Raw genomic sequence first — 16,307 nt, 5'->3', positions numbered from 1 at the left:
TATTGCCGGGAGACCAATGTAATGGCTAAGCGTATCGCACTTTTCAACCACAAGGGCGGCGTCAGCAAAACAACAACCTCATTCAATCTGGGCTGGATGCTGGCTAAGAAGGGAAAACGGGTACTGCTTGTCGACTGCGACCCCCAATGCAATCTCACGGGCATGTTCCTCGGCTTTGAGGGCATCGACGATCTCGAAGAAATTTACAACAAAGGCGGCGTGAGGAACCTTCGGGACGGACTCGCCCCAGCATTCGAATCTAAGCCGACACCTCTTTCAGCTGTGACCTGCGAGGTCATGAAGCAACAAAAGAATCTACTGCTGCTGCCAGGTCATATCGGTATAGCCGAATACGAAACAACTCTTGGAATTGCCCAAGAGCTGTCCGGCTCATTGGTCACTCTCCAGAACCTGCCCGGCGCCATTCCGCACCTGCTGGATCTCACTGCGAAAGAATACGAGATCGATATTGTTCTGATCGATATGAGCCCCAGTCTTGGCCCGATTAATCAAAACCTTGTCGCGACGAGCGACTTTTTCCTTGTCCCGATGGCACCCGACTATTTTTCCATGATGGCAGTTGAGTCACTAGCCTCTGTGCTTCCAAAGTGGAAGGCGTGGGCAGATAAAGCTTCATCAATCAAAATTCTGCAGGAAGCGACTTACCCGCTTCCGCCTTGCCACCCAAAGTTCATGGGCACAATAATCCAAAAATATCGACTCCGGCATGGCAACACCCCCTCGACGGCATTCCAGAAATGGATCAACGAAATCCAAAAGAAAGTTGACGAGAGGTTGCTTCCGGCATTGTCGTCTTGCGACATGCTCCTTCCAGACGCAACATACAAAGCTGCCGGGTTCAAGGCTGGACAACCCGTTTTACAAATGTCGGATTTTAATGGCTTGATCGCTCAATCTCAAAAACACAGCGCTCCAGTGTTCGCACTAACTGACACACAATTGGAGCAAACCGGAATCGTCTTGGAACGAACCAAAAAATCAATGAAGCAGTTCGCCAAATTATTCTCGGCTGCAGCAGACCGTGTAATTAAGCTCATCGACAATGCTTGATGCTATTTCATCTTATCGAGCAAACATAGCAAGAGTTCAGTCGCTCGGTGGATTGAACGCAGCTCTAGGCACGATGGTGACTGACGCAATTGATTTGTCGGACATATTGCGGGCAGGACACGTCCTCGCGGTTAGCGCTCTGGACCACTTTGTTCACGAGGCTGTTCGCATCGGAATGTTAGAAGTTTTCGACGGGAAGCGGGCAATGACTCCTGCCTATGCTCGCTTTCGTGTGCCTTTAGATGCACTTTCAGCCAACGCCGCAATCACTCGTGCGAACTTTGAAGACGAAATTCGGAGTCAACATTCATTCCAGTCCTTTCAACATCCAGACCGCTTGGCTGATGCATTTCGCCTCGTTACTGAAATCAAGCTCTGGGATGCTCTCGGGGACAAACTTGGCCGGCCGGCCAAGGACTTGAAAGATGCACTGAGGCTCGTCGTTGATCGCCGCAACAAGATAGCTCACGAGGCTGACGTTGACCCGACCTATCCGAATGCTCGCTGGCCCATCACTATCGCTGATTTGAATTCAACCATAGATTTCACAAATGGTATCGTTGAAGGGATTTACGACTTAGTTCACATATAGGCGGCCGACAGCAGATTGAGCGTAATCCGCCGCTTGACCTGTTCAGCGCGTTACGCTTCGTTAACGCGTCTTACGAAATGAGCTCGGGGCTCCACCTCTCTCCCCCCATGCACCTGCACATCTTCTCCGATCTCCACGCCGACATGGCCGACATCAAGCCGATCGCGGCGCTGCCCGGGGTCGATGTGGTCGTGGTCGCCGGCGATGTCTGTGAGGGGGCGGTGAACGGGTTTGCGCGGCTGCGCGAGATCGTCGCGAACGACGCGCCGATCGTCATGGTGATGGGCAACCATGAGTTCTATCACCGCACCTATCCCGAGGAGCTGACGCAGGCGCGCGCCGAGGCGGCGCGGTTCGGGGTGCATCTCCTGGAGAACGAGGCGGTCGTGCTCGCGGGCGTGCGCTTTGCCGGCGCCACGCTGTGGACCGACTATGCGATCTTTGGCCCCGGCTCCGAGGTCCACACCATGGCGGTCTGCCGCGACCGCATGAACGACCATCGCCGCATCACCTGGCGCAAACAGCCCTGGCTGCGCTTCCGGCCGCAGGAGGCGCTCGGCCTGCACCTGAAATCCCGCACCTGGCTCACGGGCCTGCTGGAGACGCCGTTCGAAGGCCCCGACCGTCGTCGTCACCCACCACGCCCCCGGCTGGGGCTCGGTCGCCGACAAATATCGGAATGACCGCGTCACCGCCGCCTACGCCTCCGACCTGTCAGCGCTGATCCTCGCGACGCAACCCGCACTCTGGGTCCACGGCCACATCCACACGCCCTCGGACTACATGGTCGGCGCCACCCGCGTGATCTGCAACCCGCACGGCTATGGCCGCGAGAACCCGGATTTCGATCCGGCGCTGGTGGTCGAGGTCGCGTAGCCCGGATGAGCGAAGCGACATCCGGGTTCATCACAGGTGACGTGTGAGGCCCCGGATGTCGCTATCGCTCATCCGGGCTACGCGCGCTATCCGAATTGGCCGACGCTGCCTGCCGGCGCATTCAACTGGCTCGCTTGTGCTGGATCGAAGGTCGTTGCGTCCGCCACGACCTAGCGCTTCCCCCGCGCTTTGGTTGACTTGCATCAACAGCGCCGACGTGAATCCGCACCAAGCTGTCGTCGTCAGAGAAGCGGAGGCAGCATCATGGCCGATACGCAAGCGTCTCTCGTCCCATCCCACGACACGCCCGATCCGCACCGTCAAATCGATGCAGGCGCTTGGGCCGTCTTCTTCATCTGGCTCGGCGTGGTCATGCTCGCCGGGCTTCCCTGGGGCTGGTTCCTGGTGGGCGTCGGCGTCCTCATCCTGGGTGCACAGATGGTGCGGACGCAACGGAGCCTCAAGGTCGACCGGTTCGGCGTAGTCATCGGGGTCATCATTCTTGCGGCCGGCCTGTGGGATCTTCTTGCCTTGCCGTTGCCGCTCATGCCGATGATCCTGATCGTGCTGGGCGGATATCTGCTCTGGAAGACGCTTTCGGCGACGCCATCCCCCTGAAACGGCGCAGGACACATCAGGAGGCCCGCGGCAATGCCGCGTCGCACCGTGCCCCGCTGCGGCGCGGGTGCCGGAGTGTGCGACGCCGACATTGACGCCAGCGGCGTCCCCGCCGGGAACACCGGGATAGTACGGGAGCCGGAACGATCGCCAGGAACTCCATGTTGCTCCGGTCTCAACAAGGAGGAGGTTCGTTCATGAGGATGGCAGTCGTTCTGGCCGCGGCGCTGTTCGCGGCTTCACCAGCGTTCGCCGCAGAGACCGCAGGGAGTTTGCACGGCGTGTCGAAGACGGCGCCCGGCCATCGCATGCAGACCAGCAGGACCTCGACGGCGCCCGGCGCGTCCGAGTATGCGCCTGGTCATCAGCGCAACACGGCCGCCGGCCCGGGGCATTCCGAGAGCGCTCCCGGCCAGCGCATGACGACGACCGGCTCCAGCACGACCAGGAAGTAGTTCGCGCGCGGGGGGTGCGAGATCGACGAGCTCGGCCCCCCTTCGCTTGACGACACAGACAAGCCGCAAAGCCGCTCCATCCATCATTTCATTGTCGCAACATCCGAGGAGGCCCATGCGCAAAGCGCTCTTCATCCTGGCTGCATCGATCTCGACCGCACTGATCACACCTGTCAGCGCCATGCCGCTCGCGCCCATCCAGGTCGATCACGCCGATCGCGGCGCGTCTGATGTCATCGCGGTCAGAGGCGGTCATGGCCACGGCGGCCATGGTCACGGCTGGGGCCGCGGCGGTGGTCATCGGGCCTTCGGCTGGAGCCGCGGCCGCAAGGTGGGCTGGCGCGGCCATCACTGCCCGCCCGGTCACTGGAAGAAGGGGTGGTGCTAACCGGACCGCGTCCCCTCCCGCAAGGCGAGACGAAGCTTCGCCATGATGGGAGGGGGGCGCATTCGTCGTACGTCGCTCAGTTCGCCACATCCAAACACTGCAGTAACGAGCGACCAAGCTGCTTCAGCAGCTACTTGAAACACACCGACTTGTCGGTCGGGTCGAACGAATTCCCCGGCATCGGCTTCAACGGAGTCAGCTTGGGGTTGGCGTTCAGCAGCCGCTTCGAGTACGCGCCGAGCGCGGCGTTCATCGTGTTCAGCCGGTCCTGCGCATCGGTGCGTTGCAGCGGAAAGGTGATGACGCCGGAGTTGTAGACCTCGGCGCGGGACCATTGCTGGCCCGAGACGATGCGGCCGACGAGACGCGACTTCAAATCGGCGGCGCTGTCGCCGGCCGCGCTCTTGCGCCCGACGACATCAGGCGGCAGCAGGCTGGGGTTGACGATCCAGCCGCGCTGTTTGGCGACGTTGTTACCGAACAGGATCAGCTCGTCCACCGTGTTGTTCAGCGCCACATAGTCGCGCAGCGGCAGGCTGGTGTCGCCGGTGCCGGTCTCCTGGACGTGACTCGCCAGATGCGGCCCCGTCGCGCAATAGGTGCCGAAGCTGAGCTTGATGCTGCCCGAGCTCATGAACATGTAGCTGCCGACATCCGAGCCGCCCGGGGGCGACGGCGCGTCGTCGCCGCAGAAGGTGCCGTGCGAGGAGGCATCCTGCAGGGAGTGCAGATAGAGCCCGATCCGGGCGATCTGCACCGGCACCGGCGGCTTCCGGGGATCATCGAACAGCACCCCGGTGGTCCGGCTCTTGTCGTCCAGCCAGGACTTCAGCTGGGTGTAGTCGACATTGCCGTTGCTGTTGTCGAGAATCTTTGGCCCGGAGGTCACGTTGATCGCCGGCCCGATCGCGTAGTTCTCCAGCAGCGGCACGTTGCCGCTGATCGGGACGTTCGACAGACATTTCGGGCCGCTGAAGTTCGACGAGCCGTTCGGCACGGTGTATCCGGCGGTGCACAGCAGGCCCGGCGCCTCGTCGCCCTTCATCGCCCATTGCCTGAGGTCGTACAGCGTGCCCTGATAGACGCTGTCGATGGTGATGGGATAGCCGGGCGGCGGATAATGGAACGGATACACCGCCTGCACGCCGCTGGCGCCGTGCACATCGGTGCCCTGCCCGTTCGGCGAGAAGTTCAGCAGATAGTGATACAGCGGCCCGTCGGTGGTGTTGTTGGTGCGCTGGAAGCCGTTGAACTTGGCGGTGATGTAGCTGGCGCCGGAATTGGTCGAGGTCGCCTGCCCGCCGCACTGGTCGATCGGCGCATATTGCGCGTAGTCGGAGTTCTCGTTGTAGGCGGCGATCCAATAGGCGACGTCGGCGCGGTAGCCGAGCGCCTGGGCGATGAAATAGGTCGAGTCCGCATGGATCATGCTGCGGCCGGGCGGAATGACGGCGAACTGCACCGCCTCGAGCAGGCAGCCGCGGTTCAGCGCCTCCGCCGGATCCTTGCAGGCGCTCGCCGGCGCGAGACAATTCTTCAGCCCGTCCTTCACGCGCGGGATGCAAATGTCCTCCAGGAACGCGTGCGCGGGGCGCGGCGCGGTCAGGCCCCAACCGAGGGCCACCGATGCGGCGACGACAGACATGGTCGACAATGCAAAACCGATGCGCATGAGAAACTCCTTTGGTGATTTGAAATTCAGCCGGCCAGGACTGCGCCATGGCAAAACGCCATGCGCCCGACCGGTGGGTTGAAACGCAGCTCGTCCGCGATGCGCGCATCACGGATTCGGCAAGCCCGATTTGATCCTATATCGGACGATTCATCAACCTATAGTTGCCAAAAATCACCGTTGCCGCGTAGCCCGAATGAGCGAAGCGACATCCGGGTTCATCGCTGGCGCTGCGGCAGACCCCGGATATCGCTTCGCTCATCCGGGCTACGGTCACCGCCACTTCGGATCGTTGATATGGTTGATGTCGTGATCGTCGGCGGTCCACTCGCGGATATGGACCGAGCCGTCGCGCGCGACTTCGATGAGCTTGTTCACGAGATCGGCGTTGCGGACGGAATAGAGATCGAGCGCCTTCTGAAACAGACTCATCTGCTCATCCCGCGTGCCCTTCGGGATCAGGATCACCAGCCCGGCATGTACGTCGAGCTTGGCATATTCCTTCAGGAAATCTCTGCGATTGTCGGTGACGATGATGTAGTCGTTCGCGCTTGCGAACCGCACCAGATTCCAGTCCTGCGAGCCGCTCTTGCCCAGATGGGTGACGTAGTCCGCCTGATAGCCGCGCTTGCCACTCCCACCAAGGCGCCGCTCAGGCACTCGTCGATCAGGAATCGTTCGCTCAACGGGTGGCTGCCGCGTTCTCCGCCGATCGCCAATCGGCACCATAGGTGACCTCGGCCCAGCGGATCACCGCGTCGATGCCATCGATCGGCAGGCTCGGATAGTCGGCGAAGATCTCCTGCGCCGGATAGCCGGCGCGCAGGTAGGCCAGGATGGTTTCGGCGGGCACCCGTGTCCCGCGAACCACCGGATCGCCGCTCATGACCGTCGGATCACGAACGACCTCTGACCTGACGGCGACCTTGATGGTCATGGCTGCCTTCCTTTCCCGCGGCTGTCATCATAGCGCGATAGGCGCCGGGGGGCGAGACGGGAATTTGGCTTCGTCCAAACACCGGAACGGTGGGCACGCGCCGCCTTGCGGCGGCGCTTTGCCCACCCTACGGTTCACCGCTCGCGACTGCGACCGAAGTGACGTGATCGCTCAGCGCAGCCCGCCGGTCACGTGCAGCGTCTCGCCGGTCACGTAGGACGCATCGTCCGAGGCGAAGAATGCCACCGCGGCGGCGATCTCCTCGGCCTTGCCGACGCGCGCGAGCGGCGTGGCCGTCTCGATCCAGTTGCGCATGTCGCCCTCGTGCAGGCCGGCGGCGACGACGCCCTCGGTGACGATCATGCCGGGATTGATGGTGTTGACGCGGATCTTGCGCGGCGCCAGCTCCTTCGACAGCACCGAGGAGATGGCGTCGACGGCGGCCTTGGTCGCGGTGTAGACGGCGGTGTTCGGCGGCGTCAGGGTGGACACGCCGGAGGAGATGTTGACGATGCTGCCGCCGGCCGGATTGAAATGCCGCGCGGCCTCCTGCGACACCAGCAGCAGGCCGAGCACGTTGACGTCGAACTGGCTGTGGAAGTGCTCCGGCGTGATGCCGTCGAGCGGCGCGAAGGCGTAGACGCCGGCGTTGTTGACGAGGATGTCGATCGGGCCGAGCGCCTTCACCGTCTCGGCGACGATGGTCTTGACGTCGCCGGGATTGGCGAGGTTGCCGCGCACGGCCACCGCCTTGCCGCCCTTGCCGGTGATCCCCGCCACGACGCGGTCGGCGCCCTCCCGGCTGGAGCTGTAGTTGACGGCGACCGCGGCGCCTTCCTCGGCCAGCCGGGCCGCGATCGCGGCGCCGATCCCCTTGGACGCGCCGGTCACCAGCGCCACCTTGCCCTCAAGTCGCTTGCTCATCTTGCTCTCCACATTGCGCCGCCTGCGGCGTTCGGTTCAATCGTTCAGAACTAGTGAACTATTGAACGCGCGCAAGGCCGTCGCTATATGTTTTTCATGGCGCAGCTGTTTCACCCGTCGCGCGAGGACATCACATTAGCGGGAGTGCTGGCCGCACTCGCCGATCCCTTGCGGCTGCGCATCGTCAAGAGCCTGATGGAACGGAAGGACTGCATGTCCTGCACCGAGGCCGCGCCCTGCCCCGGCATCGCCAAATCGACGCTGTCGAACCATTTCCGGGTGTTGCGCGAGGCTGGCCTGATCCACACCACCAAGCAGGGCGTCGAGCATCGCAACGTCGTGCGCGAGGCCGACCTCAATGCCCGGTTCCCGAAATTGTTGAAGACGATTCTGGGCTACGCGGAGTAGCCGAAACGTAGGGCGGGCAAAGGCGCGCCAGCGTCGGTTTTGTCGGGCACCATTTTGCACGCGCCGTGCCCACCGCTCGCACCCGCCAGCGTCGATGGTGGGCACGCGCCGCCTGACGGCGCCGCTTTGCCCACCTTACGGTTCACTGTCATGCGAGCGCAGCCGTTAGGTCAGATTGGATAGCGCCATTTCAGCGCGCGACGGGCGAAGAAGGCGGCCACCGCGACGATGGCCAAAGCGATCAAATCGGCCTTGAGCGCAGCGGACGGAAAGCGGACGAACATGGGCGTGAAGATCAGCGCGAACAGCGCCAGCAGAAGGCCGTTATAGGTGTAGTACAAGGGCGACTTGAAGATGCCGGTGGGCGCCAGCTCGGCGTGGGACATCGGTTGCGGCAGCAGGAACGCAATCAGCAAGCCGATAAGGTCTGCACCGTCCATGACGTCGACGTTCGTCCATTCTGTGCGTTCGCGCTGATGTGCTCCGCAGGGAGTAGCTGTCTCGCCTGGCCATCACAAGTTCCGCGTGGTCACGCGTCGATCACATCTTCATGTGTCGTCGGCATCCGATGATTGGTTCGACGCCACCGCGCAATGACAAGCTTTGGAGCAAATGCGCACGCCACCGTGCCTGCCGTCGATGGTGGGCACGCGCCGCCTGACGGCGCCGCTTTGCCCACCCTACACGTCACGGGCCGGTCGCGTAGGAGAGCAAGGGCGCATCACTGCGAGCGGAGGACGGAGACAGGAGTATCCCCGCCCCTACTTCTCCTCCTCCATCGTCACCGCGACGGCGCCGATGGCCGACAGCCGCACCTTGTCGCCTTCGACGCCGGCGACGAGGCCCTTGTCGATGAAGTGATGATGCCCCTTGTGGCTGCCCTCGCCGCTGTCCTTTTTGGTCAGCTTGATGCGGTTGCCGTCGACGCGGTCGACGGTGCCGACATGCGCGCCGTCGGCGCCGATGACTTCCATGTGTTCCCTGATGTCCTGCATTGGGGGAGTGCTCCGTGGCTGATGTGGAAGCAGCTTCAACCGGCGGATGGGAGATGTGTTCCGCGACGCGCCTTCCCGCAGACGCAGCCGCAGGGTGGGCAAAGGCCCGCCCGGCTCGATCTCGTCGGCACGCCCCGCCAGCCCACCCTCCGACAGCGTCATGCGCGGCGAAATCCTGCTGCGCCTCGCGGCTGATTTCGCCAACGCCATCAGGCTGATCGACCGTGTCCAGACCTTCCGCGAAAAATAAATCACTTTCGTTTTTTCAAAAATCATGATTGTCTACGCCCATCCCGGCCCGCCGAGAGGGGCGTATCGCGATCGTCACGAGACGTGGGCCGGAGATGCGGTGGCCGCAGGCGTGCCGCAGCGGGCTCGAGGCCCGCCGACGAACGGCACGCTTGCGGACGTGAAGACGCGTGGTCCTGGCGCCCCGAAGCTGGCGCCAAATGCGGCGGTGATGATGATCCCGCCGTGCGACGGTGGCTACAAGCCGGACACCGGGGAGATCGCGTTATAAGCGTGAAAACCATCGCGCGGGGAATGCCGGGATGCCTCGGCTGAACCTGTGGTGACTGCCGCCTGCACTTCTTTCGCAGGCGGGCCATGGGTGCGGCCAGCGCCCGGCATTCCCCGCGCCCTCTCCCTTCAGAGGGCCGACGACCGGCAAGGCCCGGGCGCCATCTGCGCCGCGGGATCGCGCCCGCTTGGCGATGCTAGGCCTTGCGCACGGTGCCGAGGAAGCCCTCCACCGCGACGCGGAAACGATCGGCATCGGTCGACATGCGGCGGACGGAGTCGACCATTGCCGCGCCCGCATTGCCGGTCTGGCGGTTGAGCGCTGCGACCGAGCCGATCGTGTCGGTCACGGCGCGGGTGCCCTGGGCGGCATGCTGGAAGTTGCGCGAGATCTCGGTCGTGGCGGCGCGTTGCTCTTCGACCGCCGCGGCGATCGCCGTCATCTTCTCGTCGATGCTGGAGATGTTGTGGCTGATGGCGCGGATCGCCTCGACCGACTCGCCGGTGGCGGCCTGGATCTCGGCGATCTGGCGGGTGATGTCGTCGGTCGCGGTCGCGGTCTGCGCCGCGAGGTTCTTGACCTCGCCGGCGACCACGGCGAAGCCGCGGCCGGCTTCGCCGGCGCGCGCCGCTTCGATGGTGGCGTTGAGCGCCAGCAGGTTGGTCTGCGCGGCGATCGCGGTGATCATCTTGACCACCTCGCCGATGCGGTTGGCGGCGCGGTCGAGCATCTCGACGGTGGCGTTGGTCTGCGCCGCCTTCTCCACCGCCTGGCGCGCATCGGCCGCGGAGGCCTGCACTTGCGCGGCGATCTCGGAGACCGACGCGGTCAGCTCCTCGGTGGCGGCGGCGATGGTCTCGAGATTGCTGGTCGCGGTCTCCGCGGCGCTGGCGACCGCGGCGGTCTGCTCGGTGGACTCGTCGACCAGCTTGCGGACCTCGCCGGCGCTGGAATCGAGCTGGCCGGTCGAGTTGCCCATGCTGACGATGACCGCCTGCACGGTGTCGTCGAAGCTCTTGCAGGCGCTGTCGATCGCCTGCGAGCGCTCCAGCCGCCGGCCCTGGTCGAGCTCGCGCTCGCGCGACAGCCGGTCGGCGGTGGCGGCGCTCTCGCGCAGGCCCTCGAGGGCGGCAGCCATGGCGCCGAACTCGTCGGCATGAGCGAATTGCGGCACCGGGGTCTGGTAGTCGCGCTGGCCGATGCGCTGGATCGCCTGCATCAGGCCGCCGACCGGGCGCATCAGGCGGACGCGCACCGCGCGCAGCGCCAGGCCGGCCACCACGAGCGCGGCCAGGAAGGCGAGCGACTGGACGACCAGGCTGCTCAACGCGGCGGTCCTGATCTCCTCGGCGCGCGCGATCGAGCCGTCGAGCGCGGTCATGCCGACGGCGATGATGCCGGCGAACGGGCCCTGGCAGAACGCGTTCCATTCCGGCGCCGGCATCGCCGGCTTGCCGCTGCCGTCAAACCCCTTGGTGAGCTGGTCCATGCGCTGATGGGCGGCCTCGACCTCGGCGTGCGAGGTCTTCACGGCCCCGGCGAGCGCGGTGCTGCCGCCCCCCGCCAGGAGGTCGTCAAGCCCGGACCAGCCGGCCGCGACGGTGCCGCGCCATTGCGCGACCGCGCCCTTCTGGGTGTCGTCGAGCGGCTTGGAGGCGTTGATGTTGGGACGCAGCGCCGAGCATTGCAGGCCGTAGCGGTCGCGGACCTGCCAGGCCAGCCGCCGCGCCTGCACCATCTTGGCGATCACCGGATCGGTCATCCAGGCGCGGTTCGAGACGGCGAGCGAGGCGGCGTTGGCGACGTCCAGCGTCTTGGTCATTGCCTGGTACCAGGCCTGCGTACGCGCCAGCACGCGTTCGGCGCGCGGCTTCGCGGCTTCGTCGAACAGCAGCTTGAACTGCGGAACCGTGGCGTCCCAGCTCGATTTCAACCCGGCCAGGAGGTCGTCGCGCTCGGGCATGTCGACGCCGGCGAGCGCGGCGACGATGCCGTCATAGCCCTTGGCCTCGATGCCCTGATATTCGGTGAGCTTGGCGCGCGGATCGTCCTCGCTCAGCAGCACGCTCTGGATGTCGCCGCGGTGGGCGCGCATGACCAGGACGTTCTGGAAGATCGCCTTGTCGGCCGCGGTCAAATGCTCCGTCGCGACGCTCTCGCGATAGCGGCCCGCGGCGCCGCTCATCAGGATCGCCGTGGACACCAGGATGCCCGCCGCCAGCACCGACAACAGCACCATCAGCAGAGTACTGACCGATTTCTTCATCACGCGCCGCCCCACACCAGAAAGTGGCAGGATGACGCGATTGCACAAATTCTTCCTTAACCATGGACCGGCACACCGGCGCCCGAGGTAATCAGTTGCCGAAATCCCCTGCTCCACGCCAACAAAAAATGCGCAAGCCGCAACGCGGCAGACGTTGGCGCGCGCTGCGGCGCGATGCGAAGCGAATCGCAGGGCGCGGTGCGCAGCGGCTGGGCCGGACGGTGGGCGCGGCGCCGCGGTGGATCAAGATCACCTGCGGCGCCTTGGTGCTGCTCCTGACCTTCGCGCTGGTCAATCTGGCCTATCACGTCCTGCGCAAGCCGACCGAGCTGTTCGTGGTGACCGGTCATTCGCTCGACAAGGAGCCGGAGGAGACGTGGCGCCAATATGGCGCGCTGTTCCGTGAGAGCTCGACAGGATCGATCACGCCGGAGTTGCTCGCCGCCCTGGCGCAGACCGAGAGCTCGGGCAATCCGGTGGCGCGCACCTATTGGCGCTGGCGCCTCGCGTGGAATCCGTTCGCGCTGTATCAGCCGGCTTCCAGCGCCGTCGGCTTGTTCCAGATGACCGACGGCGCCTTTGCCGACGCCGCACGGTTCTGCATCCGGGATCACGAGGTGGTCAGCGACGGCTGCGGGTCGCCGAGCCTGTACGTCCGCGCATGGCCGGCGCATGCGGTGGCGCTGACGGTGATCTCGCTCGACCGCCAGGTCGCCGCCGTGCTCGCACGGCAGCCTGGCGCCAAGCCGAGCGCGCAGCAGCGGCAGGATCTCGCAGCCGTCATTCATCTGTGCGGCGCCGGGCCGGCGGCCGGATTCGCGCGGCGCGGCTTCAAGCCGGCCGATGGCGAGCGCTGCGGCGACCATTCGGTCGCGGGCTATCTCGGCCGCGTCAATGCGATGAAGAAGCAGTTTCAGAAGCTCTCGGCGGCGGAGCGGAGCTAGCGCATGGCGCCCGCTCGGCGACATCGAGAGCCCGCCCGGTTCCGCGTTAAGCACGTCGGATTCACTGATGTGGGCAAAGCGCGCCCGTTAAGACATTGGCAACGAACTGCCGCGCATTTTCTCCGTCCCATTAGTACAGGAGTCACCATGTCAGAGATCGGCATTCCCGGCGCGCGCATCCGGTCCTTCATCGAGCGGATCGAGCACCTCGACGGCGAATTGGCGGAGCTGAACGAGCAGAAGAAGGAAGTGTTCGCCGAGGCCAAGGGCGAAGGCTTCGACGTCAAGATCCTGAAGGAGATCATCAAGCTCAGGAAGCAGGACCAGGACGAGCGCGACGAGCACGAGACGCTGCTCGACACCTATCTCCGGGCGATGGAAGCGGCCGAGACCGGGCCGGCCAGCAAGACCCCCGAGCGCAAGGCGGCGTGACGCTGCCGACCGACGAAGGCGGCGCGCAGCCGATCTGCGCCGCGCGCTGCCCTCCCCCGGGATTTTTCTTGCCCGGTTCCATCCGAGCCTCTAACGCTGCGCTACGCTTCTGCCGCGCCCGAGGATGAGATGACCGACGCAATGACCTGCCCGCAATGCCGCTCCGAGCACGCCTATCAGGACGGCGCGCTGTGGGTCTGTCCCGAATGCGGCCATGAATGGAGCGGCGACGCCGCCCTTGCGGCGGCGGCCGGCGACGACGCCAGCATCCGCGACGCCAACGGCAACGTTCTGGCCGACGGTGACAGCGTCATCGTCATCAAGGACCTGAAAGTGAAGGGATCGTCGTCCGTCGTGAAGGGCGGCACCAAGGTGCGCAACATCCGCCTGCAGGAGGCGAGCGACGGCCACAACATCGCCTGCAAGATCGACGGCATCGGCCAGATGAACCTGAAGTCGGAGTTCGTGCGCAAGGCGTAGGGCCTCGTGCTCCCGGAACATTCGCGACGCCATGGCGTTCGGATCAACAACGGGAGGATGGCCATGCTGACGGACGACCAGATCGCGACGCTTTCGGATATCGGCCAGGCAATCGCCTTCTCACCCGACCGGCAGGACGAACTCGATGGACTGATCCGCGAGGGTTATGTCGCCAAGGACGGCGACATCTACGAGCTGACGGCGAAGGGGCAGAAGATCCTGACCGATCGAGGTGCCGGATTGAACGAGGCCTGACGACGCGGAGGCTCCCAGCACCGGGCGTCGGGGCGTCTATATCAGCGCCACCGGAAGTCTGGCATCAGGCCGGATATCATCCTGGGGATCGACGGTTCGTCTGCGGACGCCCGTGCGAACCGAACTCTAATTCAGCCAATGAACGGCGATACTCCGCCCGAAGCCCCCGAAGCCAATGTCCGCGAGCGCCGCAGGACTGCGCAGGCGCTGCCTGTTATTTGACGCAATAGGCCCCGCTCAGCCTCGGCACTCAGGCCGAACCACGCAACACGAGCAAATCGCCAAATGATCGAGCAGCAAACACGGGCCAGTTGCCGAACGCTGCGTGATCCAAGCAGTGAATCCATCACGCTTCTGTCGCCATGAAGTGACACCCGTAGCAATCCGTCCCGTAGCAGCACGACCTGGATTCATAACTTGGCATGAACTCTGCTTTCTCGATCCTGACCGGGTCCCACTCTTTGGAGGCAGAATCAACGTGCTCGTCACTCTCGTCGCAATGCTATGCAACGGCCAGCTCTGCATGGAGAAGGTCGTCACCAACAGCGAGATGTCCGGCATCACGATGACATCCTGCGCCGTCAGCGCGCAGATCGGAATCGCAGACTGGATGTCCAAGGGTCCCTATCACGAGTGGCATCTGCAGAGTTACAAGTGTGTCGCCGGCAAGTACGTGCCGAAAACCAGCGCCTGATCCGCTTTGTCCGTCCGGCCGGCGACCGGATATCCGGGGCCGGCCGGACGGAGGAGCTCTGCACGGCTGTCGAATGTTCGACCCCAGCCGCGTCGCATTCGGGACACCGCAGCAAAAAACTGCTGCCGCTCGCATGCAAACGAGCCCCGAAGCGGCGAATTCGATGCGCAATTGCGCTGGCCCGCTTCGTGCAATGCACCCTCGCGACAATGAGGGATGACGTCATGCCATTCTACAGCTTCCATTGCGCTGCCTGCGCAGAGGATGTCGAGTTGCTGATCGGGATGTCTGAAAAGCCTGTCTGTCCGACCTGCGGCAGTCGCAAGCTGACCCGCCTTCCCTCGCTGCCGGCGCCGCCGGCGCGCAGCCCCGGCCTGATCAAGGCCGCTCGCAGCCAGGCAGCACGCGAGGGGCACTTCAGCAACTACAGCCGCGCTGAACGGAAGAAACGCTGACCCGGTCGGGGGGCCGGCGCTCAGCCTCAATCCGATGTGATCTGCACCTCCGGCACGTCATCCTCGGGATCGTCGATGTCGAGGCCGTCCTCCTCGTCCAGATCGATCCCGGAGAGGCAGATGTCACCGTCGTCGATCACAAGCTCGACCACAGACAACGTCCGGCCCTGACAGGGCCCAATGAAGCATTGTCCGGTATCGAGGTCGAACTGGGCACCATGCTCGCCACAAACGAGGAAATTACCTTCCTCGTCCATGAACTCGCCCGGATGCTTGTCGAGGCGGGCGCCCTGATGCGGGCAGGCATTCTCGAAGCCGTAGAAGTTGTTGCCCTTGCGCGTGACCAGGATCGGCCAAGGCTTGGCGCTGCCGTCGGGCTCGCGGCGCTGGAGAACAAAGCCACGCGCCGCGCCATCGTCCACCTCATAGGTCGCGCAGATCGCAAACAGCGTGCTCATCGTCCGCCTCTTCTCGCCTCGCTTGGCGTTTTGGCGCATCCGCGACATCGCAGGCGCGCTGAAGAGGCTCGCAGCAAGCAGCATGCCAGCCAGTGCCTGACAGGCAGATCGTGGGCCTCAGGCCGGTGGCATGCCGAGGCGGCCGATCCCGGGAAATTTCAGCGCCGGCCGGCGCAGATCGACGCCGAGAACTCCCCCGAAGAAGTTCAGCTCGACGCCCTCGATCCAGCCGACGGTGACACCGAGATAGCCACCGAGCGATACGAACAGACCGGTCCCGGAGGCCGTGCGCCCCCACCAGCCGTCAAAAGGGAAGTCCTTGCCGATTGCGGTCGGCGGCAGCACGGCGTTCAGCTCAGGAACCGCGTGCAGCGCCGCCTGCACGAAGGTGTTCGAATTCGGTCCCGGCCAGGCATTGTAGTCGCCATAGGCGCGGAAGCGGTAGTTCTCGATCACGCTGCGGATCCTCGGAATCACCCGCTCGGCTTCTTCGCCGTCGACGGCCAGCACTGTCTCCGGCAACGCACCGAACCAGCGACCATCGGGCGCGAAGCCATCGACCCGGATCGGCTCACCCCACGCGGTGTAGTCGTAGCGGGTATAGCGCGGGCCGCCCTTCTCCTTCACGACGATCCAAGTGTGGACCGCGAAGATGCCACGCCAACGCACCGTGCGCGCAGCGAATACGCGGACCACCGCGTCGGCATGCTGAGCTGGCGATGGCAGCAGGCCCGCGCTCGAACGGTCCGCGGTCTGCCAGCTGCCGCGGCGATCGCCGCGCAGATAGTTCGCGGCCGACAGCGAGATGGGCACGAAGATGAGCAGCAGGAAAGCGAGCACGGGCTTTTTCACGATAGGCGAGAACAA

The 16,307-nt window shown here is 64.4% G+C and carries 22 protein-coding genes; 13 read left to right on the top strand and 9 right to left on the bottom strand.

What is annotated here, in order from left to right; genetic code table 11:
* Window positions 1-21 precede the first annotated feature (21 nt).
* From ACQR1X_RS08685 to ACQR1X_RS08660, 6 genes are all read left to right on the top strand, one after another.
* Window positions 22-1,071, top strand: coding sequence for a ParA family protein (locus tag ACQR1X_RS08685; RefSeq protein ID WP_434898657.1), 1,050 nt, complete (start codon window positions 22-24; stop codon window positions 1,069-1,071).
* A complete protein-coding gene (locus ACQR1X_RS08680; RefSeq protein ID WP_434898656.1) occupies window positions 1,064-1,663 on the top strand; it encodes a HEPN domain-containing protein in 600 nt (199 codons plus the stop codon). The genes ACQR1X_RS08685 and ACQR1X_RS08680 overlap by 8 nt, the downstream gene beginning before the upstream one ends.
* A 143-nt stretch (window positions 1,664-1,806) precedes the next feature.
* Complete coding sequence (locus ACQR1X_RS08675) at window positions 1,807-2,346, top strand: metallophosphoesterase (protein ID WP_434898655.1); 540 nt, start codon at window positions 1,807-1,809, stop codon at window positions 2,344-2,346.
* 457 nt (window positions 2,347-2,803) lie between these two features.
* Window positions 2,804-3,157 carry a hypothetical protein gene (locus ACQR1X_RS08670; RefSeq protein WP_434898654.1) on the top strand — a complete coding sequence of 118 codons (354 nt, stop codon included), beginning with the start codon at window positions 2,804-2,806 and terminating at the stop codon, window positions 3,155-3,157.
* Window positions 3,158-3,354: 197 nt separating this feature from the next.
* Window positions 3,355-3,612, top strand: coding sequence for a hypothetical protein (locus ACQR1X_RS08665; RefSeq protein ID WP_434898653.1), 258 nt, complete (start codon window positions 3,355-3,357; stop codon window positions 3,610-3,612).
* 115 nt (window positions 3,613-3,727) lie between these two features.
* On the top strand, window positions 3,728-4,000 hold the full coding sequence (locus ACQR1X_RS08660; RefSeq protein WP_434898652.1) for a hypothetical protein: 273 nt from the start codon (window positions 3,728-3,730) through the stop codon (window positions 3,998-4,000).
* A gap of 130 nt (window positions 4,001-4,130) precedes the next feature.
* Here ACQR1X_RS08660 and ACQR1X_RS08655 read toward each other — a convergent pair whose 3' ends face one another.
* The 4 genes from ACQR1X_RS08655 to ACQR1X_RS08640 all read right to left on the bottom strand — a co-directional run bounded on the left by ACQR1X_RS08655 (window position 4,131) and on the right by ACQR1X_RS08640 (window position 7,533).
* Window positions 4,131-5,672: a hypothetical protein gene (locus tag ACQR1X_RS08655; RefSeq protein WP_434898651.1), complete on the bottom strand. Its 1,542-nt coding sequence runs from the start codon at window positions 5,670-5,672 to the stop codon at window positions 4,131-4,133.
* A 273-nt stretch (window positions 5,673-5,945) separates the two neighbouring features.
* Window positions 5,946-6,332, bottom strand: coding sequence for a DUF5615 family PIN-like protein (locus ACQR1X_RS08650; RefSeq protein WP_434898650.1), 387 nt, complete (start codon window positions 6,330-6,332; stop codon window positions 5,946-5,948).
* Window positions 6,333-6,354: 22 nt separating this feature from the next.
* Window positions 6,355-6,609, bottom strand: coding sequence for a DUF433 domain-containing protein (locus ACQR1X_RS08645; protein WP_315800195.1), 255 nt, complete (start codon window positions 6,607-6,609; stop codon window positions 6,355-6,357).
* 171 nt (window positions 6,610-6,780) lie between these two features.
* The gene (locus ACQR1X_RS08640; protein ID WP_434889265.1) at window positions 6,781-7,533 is read right to left on the bottom strand and encodes an SDR family NAD(P)-dependent oxidoreductase; all 753 of its coding nucleotides are present in this window, start codon (window positions 7,531-7,533) and stop codon (window positions 6,781-6,783) included.
* A 96-nt stretch (window positions 7,534-7,629) separates the two neighbouring features.
* Here ACQR1X_RS08640 and ACQR1X_RS08635 point away from each other — a divergent pair, with 96 nt between their 5' ends.
* Complete coding sequence (locus ACQR1X_RS08635) at window positions 7,630-7,941, top strand: ArsR/SmtB family transcription factor (RefSeq protein ID WP_316180812.1); 312 nt, start codon at window positions 7,630-7,632, stop codon at window positions 7,939-7,941.
* 170 nt (window positions 7,942-8,111) lie between these two features.
* On the opposite strand, the gene ACQR1X_RS08630 is transcribed toward ACQR1X_RS08635, so the two are convergent.
* The 3 genes from ACQR1X_RS08630 to ACQR1X_RS08620 form a co-directional block, all read right to left on the bottom strand.
* Window positions 8,112-8,381, bottom strand: a complete 270-nt coding sequence (locus ACQR1X_RS08630) for a hypothetical protein (RefSeq protein WP_315800198.1) — start codon at window positions 8,379-8,381, stop codon at window positions 8,112-8,114.
* Between the two features lie 321 nt (window positions 8,382-8,702).
* On the bottom strand, window positions 8,703-8,936 hold the full coding sequence (locus tag ACQR1X_RS08625; RefSeq protein ID WP_315800199.1) for a DUF2171 domain-containing protein: 234 nt from the start codon (window positions 8,934-8,936) through the stop codon (window positions 8,703-8,705).
* Between the two features lie 716 nt (window positions 8,937-9,652).
* Entirely contained in the window at window positions 9,653-11,722 is a 2,070-nt protein-coding gene (locus tag ACQR1X_RS08620) for a methyl-accepting chemotaxis protein (RefSeq protein ID WP_434898649.1), read from the bottom strand.
* Between the two features lie 128 nt (window positions 11,723-11,850).
* Here ACQR1X_RS08620 and ACQR1X_RS08615 point away from each other — a divergent pair, with 128 nt between their 5' ends.
* From ACQR1X_RS08615 to ACQR1X_RS08590, 6 genes are all read left to right on the top strand, one after another.
* Entirely contained in the window at window positions 11,851-12,666 is an 816-nt protein-coding gene (locus ACQR1X_RS08615) for a transglycosylase SLT domain-containing protein (RefSeq protein WP_434845905.1), read from the top strand.
* Between the two features lie 147 nt (window positions 12,667-12,813).
* The gene (locus ACQR1X_RS08610) at window positions 12,814-13,098 is read left to right on the top strand and encodes a DUF2312 domain-containing protein (protein WP_315712263.1); all 285 of its coding nucleotides are present in this window, start codon (window positions 12,814-12,816) and stop codon (window positions 13,096-13,098) included.
* Window positions 13,099-13,227: 129 nt separating this feature from the next.
* Window positions 13,228-13,578 (top strand): zinc ribbon domain-containing protein YjdM, encoded by a 351-nt coding sequence (locus ACQR1X_RS08605; protein WP_315755663.1) that lies wholly within the window; start codon window positions 13,228-13,230, stop codon window positions 13,576-13,578.
* A 63-nt stretch (window positions 13,579-13,641) separates the two neighbouring features.
* On the top strand, window positions 13,642-13,833 hold the full coding sequence (locus ACQR1X_RS08600; protein WP_315712266.1) for a hypothetical protein: 192 nt from the start codon (window positions 13,642-13,644) through the stop codon (window positions 13,831-13,833).
* Window positions 13,834-14,311: 478 nt separating this feature from the next.
* Window positions 14,312-14,527, top strand: a complete 216-nt coding sequence (locus tag ACQR1X_RS08595) for a hypothetical protein (RefSeq protein ID WP_316215681.1) — start codon at window positions 14,312-14,314, stop codon at window positions 14,525-14,527.
* A 224-nt stretch (window positions 14,528-14,751) separates the two neighbouring features.
* Entirely contained in the window at window positions 14,752-14,982 is a 231-nt protein-coding gene (locus ACQR1X_RS08590; protein ID WP_316180817.1) for an FmdB family zinc ribbon protein, read from the top strand.
* Between the two features lie 26 nt (window positions 14,983-15,008).
* Here ACQR1X_RS08590 and ACQR1X_RS08585 read toward each other — a convergent pair whose 3' ends face one another.
* Window positions 15,009-15,440, bottom strand: a complete 432-nt coding sequence (locus ACQR1X_RS08585) for a Rieske (2Fe-2S) protein (protein ID WP_315800204.1) — start codon at window positions 15,438-15,440, stop codon at window positions 15,009-15,011.
* A 117-nt stretch (window positions 15,441-15,557) separates the two neighbouring features.
* Window positions 15,558-16,280 carry a DUF3750 domain-containing protein gene (locus ACQR1X_RS08580; protein ID WP_315800438.1) on the bottom strand — a complete coding sequence of 241 codons (723 nt, stop codon included), beginning with the start codon at window positions 16,278-16,280 and terminating at the stop codon, window positions 15,558-15,560.
* Between the last annotated feature and the right edge of the window lie 27 nt (window positions 16,281-16,307).

It is taken from the genome of Bradyrhizobium sp. HKCCYLRH3073 (assembly GCF_051167995.1).
In the GTDB taxonomy this organism is placed as follows: domain Bacteria; phylum Pseudomonadota; class Alphaproteobacteria; order Rhizobiales; family Xanthobacteraceae; genus Bradyrhizobium.
Note: the sequence above shows the minus strand (reverse complement) of the source record. Positions and strands in the feature narration are given on the sequence as shown.

Excerpts from the sequence above, each read along its gene's own strand:
- ACQR1X_RS08625 (WP_315800199.1), bottom strand. The coding sequence starts at position 8,936 with ATGCAGGACATCAGGGAACACATGGAAGTCATCGGCGCCGACGGCGCG.
- ACQR1X_RS08600 (WP_315712266.1), top strand. The coding sequence starts at position 13,642 with ATGCTGACGGACGACCAGATCGCGACGCTTTCGGATATCGGCCAGGCA.
- ACQR1X_RS08670 (WP_434898654.1), top strand. The coding sequence starts at position 2,804 with ATGGCCGATACGCAAGCGTCTCTCGTCCCATCCCACGACACGCCCGAT.
- ACQR1X_RS08665 (WP_434898653.1), top strand. The coding sequence starts at position 3,355 with ATGAGGATGGCAGTCGTTCTGGCCGCGGCGCTGTTCGCGGCTTCACCA.
- ACQR1X_RS08655 (WP_434898651.1), bottom strand. The coding sequence starts at position 5,672 with ATGCGCATCGGTTTTGCATTGTCGACCATGTCTGTCGTCGCCGCATCG.
- ACQR1X_RS08680 (WP_434898656.1), top strand. The coding sequence starts at position 1,064 with ATGCTTGATGCTATTTCATCTTATCGAGCAAACATAGCAAGAGTTCAG.
- ACQR1X_RS08610 (WP_315712263.1), top strand. The coding sequence starts at position 12,814 with ATGTCAGAGATCGGCATTCCCGGCGCGCGCATCCGGTCCTTCATCGAG.
- ACQR1X_RS08675 (WP_434898655.1), top strand. The coding sequence starts at position 1,807 with ATGGCCGACATCAAGCCGATCGCGGCGCTGCCCGGGGTCGATGTGGTC.
- ACQR1X_RS08635 (WP_316180812.1), top strand. The coding sequence starts at position 7,630 with ATGGCGCAGCTGTTTCACCCGTCGCGCGAGGACATCACATTAGCGGGA.
- ACQR1X_RS08645 (WP_315800195.1), bottom strand. The coding sequence starts at position 6,609 with ATGACCATCAAGGTCGCCGTCAGGTCAGAGGTCGTTCGTGATCCGACG.
- ACQR1X_RS08640 (WP_434889265.1), bottom strand. The coding sequence starts at position 7,533 with ATGAGCAAGCGACTTGAGGGCAAGGTGGCGCTGGTGACCGGCGCGTCC.
- ACQR1X_RS08605 (WP_315755663.1), top strand. The coding sequence starts at position 13,228 with ATGACCGACGCAATGACCTGCCCGCAATGCCGCTCCGAGCACGCCTAT.
- ACQR1X_RS08585 (WP_315800204.1), bottom strand. The coding sequence starts at position 15,440 with ATGAGCACGCTGTTTGCGATCTGCGCGACCTATGAGGTGGACGATGGC.
- ACQR1X_RS08620 (WP_434898649.1), bottom strand. The coding sequence starts at position 11,722 with ATGAAGAAATCGGTCAGTACTCTGCTGATGGTGCTGTTGTCGGTGCTG.
- ACQR1X_RS08630 (WP_315800198.1), bottom strand. The coding sequence starts at position 8,381 with ATGGACGGTGCAGACCTTATCGGCTTGCTGATTGCGTTCCTGCTGCCG.
- ACQR1X_RS08590 (WP_316180817.1), top strand. The coding sequence starts at position 14,752 with ATGCCATTCTACAGCTTCCATTGCGCTGCCTGCGCAGAGGATGTCGAG.
- ACQR1X_RS08685 (WP_434898657.1), top strand. The coding sequence starts at position 22 with ATGGCTAAGCGTATCGCACTTTTCAACCACAAGGGCGGCGTCAGCAAA.
- ACQR1X_RS08615 (WP_434845905.1), top strand. The coding sequence starts at position 11,851 with ATGCGCAAGCCGCAACGCGGCAGACGTTGGCGCGCGCTGCGGCGCGAT.
- ACQR1X_RS08660 (WP_434898652.1), top strand. The coding sequence starts at position 3,728 with ATGCGCAAAGCGCTCTTCATCCTGGCTGCATCGATCTCGACCGCACTG.